At 51.5% G+C, this 6,637-nt stretch carries 4 protein-coding genes; 3 read left to right on the plus strand and 1 reads right to left on the minus strand.

The genetic code is table 11. The annotated features are described in order from the left end of the window. Positions 1 to 329: 329 nt before the first annotated feature. Positions 330 to 596 (minus strand): hypothetical protein, encoded by a 267-nt coding sequence (locus tag PsW74_RS21905; protein ID WP_057462234.1) that lies wholly within the window; start codon positions 594 to 596, stop codon positions 330 to 332. Positions 597 to 1,426: 830 nt separating this feature from the next. Here PsW74_RS21905 and PsW74_RS21910 point away from each other — a divergent pair. From PsW74_RS21910 to PsW74_RS21920, 3 genes are all read left to right on the plus strand, one after another. Continuing rightward, positions 1,427 to 2,116 (plus strand): Crp/Fnr family transcriptional regulator, encoded by a 690-nt coding sequence (locus PsW74_RS21910; RefSeq protein ID WP_063289892.1) that lies wholly within the window; start codon positions 1,427 to 1,429, stop codon positions 2,114 to 2,116. A 552-nt stretch (positions 2,117 to 2,668) separates the two neighbouring features. After that, positions 2,669 to 3,331 carry a hypothetical protein gene (locus PsW74_RS21915; RefSeq protein ID WP_063289891.1) on the plus strand — a complete coding sequence of 221 codons (663 nt, stop codon included), beginning with the start codon at positions 2,669 to 2,671 and terminating at the stop codon, positions 3,329 to 3,331. Continuing rightward, a complete protein-coding gene (locus PsW74_RS21920; RefSeq protein ID WP_208988101.1) occupies positions 3,319 to 6,567 on the plus strand; it encodes an autotransporter domain-containing protein in 3,249 nt (1,082 codons plus the stop codon). The genes PsW74_RS21915 and PsW74_RS21920 overlap by 13 nt, the downstream gene beginning before the upstream one ends. Positions 6,568 to 6,637: the final 70 nt, after the last annotated feature.

Genomic DNA, 6,637 nt, shown 5'->3' on the forward strand with positions numbered 1-6,637 from the left:
CCCGGGAGCTTTTTGCTTTTGTGCCCTGTGTAAGCAAATGAGAGCGTTTGAAAGCGCGATTTTACCTCTCTTAGTTCCTGCAAAGACCCTTTCAAATTAATTCTGGAAAAGCTGTTAATGTCGTCACTGGTCGTCAGGACACAGGCTTTCATTGAGGTTTTAACTCTTGAGAGTTGTCGGAGGGTCGTCAACGCCCGTCATGGCGCAACTTTAATACTTCTTGATAAAGGGCATGCCCGCTTCAAGCGACCAGCAAAAAAGGCCTGAGAAGCATCATGCTTCCCAAGCCAGAATATTCCGTGAGAGGCAATGCCCCTCTTCATTCCGTATTATTCGTCTTTGGAGACTTGCAGCGCGCAAGGTTCGAGCAGCTCGGAAATCTTCTCGCTACTTCCCTGCACATCTTCAATGTGATTGCGCACAGTATCAAACAGCGTCAGCAACGCTTCATATTCCTGTGTGTGCTCCATGCGTTCACTCAAAACCACGCTCATGGAATAGACTAGATTTTTGAGGTGGTTGGCTGTGAGGTGAAGCTGGTCCACTTCATTGCGAAGGGACGTATGGGCGCATTTCTCTTTACCAGTATCAGTCATCAAAATACCCTCGTTACAGGCTTGTTGAACAAACCACTCAACAGAGAGCTTTCGACAACCCACTGGCGAGCGGGAGGTTCGAAACCTGGTAACGACAGGCGGGTTTATTCCCCCGTGAAGGGTATTGTATTCACCGCCCTCCCGCCCATAAGCGAGAGTTGCGTTTGGAGAGCTAACTCCAGACACAAAAAGACCGCAGAAAGCGGCTGCGGTGCCGCGTTACCGAGGTTTCGACGCCTCAAGTTGACCATGCGATGATTGGCGCAAGGTGTCAATGCAAGGAAACTGAATTCCTCCACAAACCCATAGGATTAGCGGGGCTAAAAACTGAGGACAACAACATGAACATAAACATCAAGTCCTTGCGAAAACCACATAGCCGCTTGCGCCGTGGTCCCGAACTACCCGCAGGCAAGCAAAGGCCTGGGAAGGACCCGTGAAATCTTGAAGAAGAAGAGATTGGATCATATCCAGCCTAACGAGAATTTGCCGCTCTTTAGGATAGCTAAAGTCAATGCCTGTTTTTACTGAAAAGGCCTAACAGCTTCATGAAGTAAAGAAGTTATGAGCCCTGCAATTCAGAATGAGCTAAAATTCGACCATCGGACGTTCCCATTATGAGCTGAATCGCGCTCACCTGTAGGCTTCTACAATAGCTCTTATTGGCGATCTGCAATTACTCATGACCATTACTGGACATTCGTGAGTATCGCTAACTGCGGCCACAACTGAAACTCTGCAACTAACAGTTTGGTGTGTTGACAACCAGGGCGATGTTCAGGGTACGTGATGAAGTGTACGCCCTCAACGCATTTTAAGGAGCCTTGGCCATGACAGGATTGCTGGATCACGGGAGCCTCAAGTTCCTTGACCTGCTCAGCCCAAAGGTTGAGGCCGCTTTTGCAGCTGTCGAGCATCGCCATACCTATCAGGACGGCCGCACGATCTTCTCGACCGGTGATGAGGGTGATCGCTTGCTCATTGTGCGTTTAGGGGCAGTTAGAATGGGGCGTTTCAGCCCCAGTGGCCGCGAAACAATTCTTGCAGTGCTTGGTGAGGGCCACTTCATTGGCATCATAGGCGTACTGACCGGCCGCAAGCGGACGCAAAATGCTACAGCAGTTGGTAAAACGACAATTGGTTATGTTCACAAAGCTGATTTTCTGACGCTGATGGACACTCATCCAGAAATCGCCCGCGCAGCTTTGCCGGCGACGTTAAGCCGTTTGAATGTGGCGCTGCATATGCTGGACGATCTGCGTTTGCTACCTTTGCCTGCTTATACAGCAGTGTTTTTGCAGAACATGCTCGAAGCTTCAGAGGTGCCCGGGATGCTCAACTGGAACCAGTCTGAATTGGCCGTCGCTGTGGGTACCTCACGTGTCTCAATGGGTAAGGCACTCAAACAGCTGGAAAAAAATGGCCTGATCGTACTGAAGTATGGCGCAATTGCCGTGCCGGACGAGCAAACCCTGTCAGACTGGATTGATGCCGCCAGAGCCGAGCATTTGTCTCTCTGAGGTCTGCTCGCTCATGCCGTGTGCACAAATCTGAGTAAATAGCCAGATTGCTAAGTTCTTAGCATTCTTTGCGCTGCCGACTACGTACAATCCCTCTGTATTTTCATCCCATTGATATTCAGTTGTCAGCATTTTGACCGCTGCCGCCGGTATCAGCGTGCCCTCTGGCGAGTGACTGGGGAGAGAAATCTTTAGCGACTACGCCTAGGGGGCATTCTATGCATGCGGTCAAACACATCTGCGAGCGCGCCAGAGATAGCCTTTTAGGGCGTTGGTTCAAAGCTCAGACTCAGTCCTCCGCGAGTTGCCATTAAACGCAAGACCCCCTGTTTGCATCTCTGCTCCGCTGGTTGGTGGTGTGGATGCCGGTGACTGCGGGAGTATTCTCCGCTGGATTAAGTGCACGAGCATAAATCATCCTCACCGTCTCACCACTTGGCGTTCTGTATGCGGGGCTAAACATGGCCCATTTCTTCAATGCTGAAGATTGAAGTTCCCTGTTTTTCGCTGCCCAACGACATCATTACAAATACTTAAAATCCGAGGAATTGAATGTTCCAGAATAGTTTTGGTTCACAGACAAGACGAAAGCAAAAAACTGTTGTTTCTGCGTTGCGTGTCCCGGTGACTGCACTCATTGCCCTGGATTTGGCAGTCACCAGCAGGTTTGCTCGTGCAGAGGACATTGATAGGTCTACGTCACTAACAGTTGATAGTGATCCAAGTGTTTCGGACCATACCAGTCCGTGGGATGTGGATGACCCCCTGAATAGTGGGGTGACAGCTGGGTCCGATGCCAAGATTACCATTCAAAATGGTCGTGAAGTCACCAATACTGGTGGAACTATCGGCGTAAACTCCGGTTCTCACGGCACCGTAACCGTGAGCGGATCGAGATCCCAGTGGCAGGCCACCAGGGAGTTCAAGGTTGGCAGTGCAGGAACGAGCGCTTTGAACATAGCCGATGGCGGAACCCTTGCTAGGGCGGGCACGATCAACGATCCAACAACAGTCACGAACGGTACCGTCGCTGCTGGAAACAGTCCCAGTACGCTGACTATTGATGGCGACCTCGATCATACCTTCGCATCTGTTATGGATTTTGAGCTTGGATCTCCATCCAGCACAGCGGGCGTAGACAGCGATCTGATCCGGTTGTGGTTAAGTTTTTCCGATTTTTCACTCTCCAGGGATAGACGCACATGCAACGCTTGATCTTTGCATACAAAAACACATCAGCCCTAGTTTCACATAGGCTTGCGATTTCAATCATTGCAGGGGCGCTGACGGCAACTCCCCAAATTAGTCGTGCAGATGTTGTCTTTACCGGCAAAAACTACGGCTCCTTTAGCAGTGACTATATGCTCCTCGGCGATGGGGGCATTGGCACGCTCACAATTTCTGGCGAGGACAAACATGGCGATAAAGAAGATAGAACCATTACCGGCGACTTGAATTTTGCAGAGCATTATGTTCTTTATCCTGAACCTGCCCGCGGTGAGCTTAACGTGCTTGACGGTGCGCGTCTGACTGTAAACGGCAATCTTGATCTTGGTCATAGCTTCGAAAGCCCACCAGCACCAACAGAAGGAGGCCGTATCCTTGTTTCGGGCGAAGGATCTATACTTTCATCTATAAAGAGACTAAATTTCCGATATGGAACGAGTGCGCTCACCGTTTCTAATGGCGGTACTTTTTCCTCACCCAATTGGATCAGATTTGGTGATTCTGGTTATTTAGATGATTATAGCCAGTTTGCCGTCAATATCGGTGCTGCGAAAGGTGAAGTTGCTCAGACCCCGGGAATACTGGATATTCCAAGCATTTATTTTCGCTTTTCCAATGGCGAGCTGAACTTCAATCACACTGATGACGCCTATATTTTTGATGTCGATATCGGGTCGATTTCTAACACTCAGGGATATCGCCACACAATCAATCAGATCGCGGGCACAACGATCTGGACCGGCGGCGTGGGCGAATTCTATGGTACTTACAACAGTTTTGCTGGCACGACGAATATCACTGGCGGTGCATTGATCGTTAATGGCGAGCTGCCTGGGCAGATCAAGCTGACGGGCGGAACACTTGGGGGCACGGGTACTGTCGGCAATGTCGAGGCTACAGGTGGCACGCTCTCTCCAGGCTATCAAGGGAGTGGCACTTTGATGATCGGCGGCGATCTTGTACTGGATGAAAATGCGACACTCGCTTTCGGTCTAGGCACACCTGATGGCACTGTTGGCCTCGATAGCGACCTGATCACCGTTGGTGGCGACCTCACGTTAGATGGCACGCTTGATGTAACCGATACCGGCACGTTTGGTGCAGGTGTATATACATTAATCACCTATGACGGGGGCCTGACAGACAATGGCCTCACAATCGGAGATGCCCCTCTTGATTACGACTATGCCCTGAGCACCACTGTAACGCCTGGCACTGTGTCATTATTGGCCTCGACGCGGGATTTACTGTTTTGGAACGGCACTTCAACCGCTGACGGCACCGTGCATGGCGGCGCGGGCACATGGAATAGCTCAAGCCGTAACTGGACCAACTCTGCCAGTTTCACAGATCTGGCCTATGACCCTGATAGCTATTTCGTTTTTCAAGGTACGGCGGGTACTGTCACGGTCGCTGATGAAGGTGTCTCGGTTGCATCTGGCCTGCAGTTTGCTGTCGATGGCTATCAGGTCACAGGTGGCGAGGTTGCGCTCGACAGCGAAACCTCGGTCCGTATTGGCGATGGCACGAATGCTGGTGCAGACTTCACTGCGACCATAGCTTCTGACATTACAGGGACCGGTTCTCTGGATAAAACTGACCTAGGCACACTTATTCTAGAGGGCAATAACAGCTATGCAGGTGGCACAACCCTGACAGCGGGCAAACTGGTTGTTAATGGCTCCATTGATGATGTTACAGTCAACGGCGGTAGCCTTGGTGGTTCGGGGACTGTAGGGGCTGTTGCTTTCAATTCAGGTGCTGTGGTTGCACCTGGAAACTCCGTCGGGACTCTGAATGCGGCTTCTCTTGTTTTCAATAGTGGTTCAACCTTTGAAGTTGAGTTGAACGATGGGGGCAACGCAGCAGGCATCAACAACGATCTGCTGGCCGCTAGCGGTACTGTGATGATCAATGGCGGAACGGTGCATGTTAAGCCGGAGAACGGAACTGACGATGGTTCAACCTATGCCGCCAATACGGTCTATACGATTATGAGCGCTGTAGGGGGCGTCTCCGGAACGTTTGATTCATCCACCCCAACAGATGACTTCGCATTCCTTGATTTCGCGCTCTCTTATGATGCGAACAATGTTTATCTCGGTTCCCAAATGGCATCCAGCACGTTCTGCATTTCCGGGATGAGTGCTAATCAGTGCGCTACAGGTGAAGGTGCGTTCTCACTTGGCAGCGGAGGCTTGTTCAATTCAGTCTTGAACCTGTCCAACTCGGATGCAGCAGGAGCACTTGATCAGCTTTCAGGTGAGGCCCATGCCTCAGTAAAAACAGCGCTGATTGAAGATAGCCGCTTTGCCCGCGAGGCTGCCCTCAGTCGTGTGCGCGTTGCAATGGATTCCGTTGCTGCGGATGGACAAGAGCAAATGGAAAAGCGCGTTGGTGAGAGCCTCGCGTTCTGGGGGCAAGGTTTTGGGTCCTGGGGACGTTGGAATGGAAACAGCAATGCCGCAGGGCTTGATCGGTCAATCGGCGGTTTCCTTCTGGGTGGAGATACCCAGATTGGAGAAAGCTCCCGCTTTGGCTTTTTCGGTGGCTACGACAACAGCAGTTTCGAAGTGAATGGCAGAACGTCCTCTGCGACGGCAGACACGCTGCATCTTGGTGCTTATGGTGGCACAGAATTTGGGCCTTTGGGGGTGCGCGCAGGTGGTAGCTATGCATGGCATGATATCGACACAACCCGTTCGGTTGCCTTCTCTGGCTTTACTGAGAACCTGTCAGGATCCTACACAGCGCGAACTGCGCAGATCTTTGGTGAAGCGGGGTATCGTTTTGATTATGCTGCGACCAGTCTGGAGCCTTTTGCCAATATATCCTACATCCAGTTGTCCAGCGATGGGTACTCTGAAACCAGTGGATTTGCTGCGCTAAAGGCTGGTCGCCAGACAATGGACAGCACCTTCGCCAGTATTGGGCTGCGTGCAGAGACGCGGGCAAACCTTGGTCAACTCACCGCGAAGCTATCAGCTCAAGCTGCCTGGCAGCATGCGGTTGGCGATGTAACACCTGTTGCCAATCATGCCTTTGCCGGAGGCGAAGACTTCTCCGGTGCTGGTATCCTGATTGCCAGAGATACCCTCCTGCTGAATCTCGGAGCATCAGTGGATCTGGGACGGAACACAACCTTAGGTCTGGCATACGATGGCCGGTTTGGTTCCGGCTTCACCGATCAGGGGCTCAAAGCAAACATTGCTCTGAAATTCTGACGGCTCTCCTGCCTGCGTAAGGCCACCTACCCAACATAGACCCGCCCGCCACTTGTAAACAGAAGTGGCG

It is taken from the genome of Pseudovibrio sp. W74 (genome assembly GCF_001623085.1).
Taxonomy (GTDB): domain Bacteria; phylum Pseudomonadota; class Alphaproteobacteria; order Rhizobiales; family Stappiaceae; genus Pseudovibrio.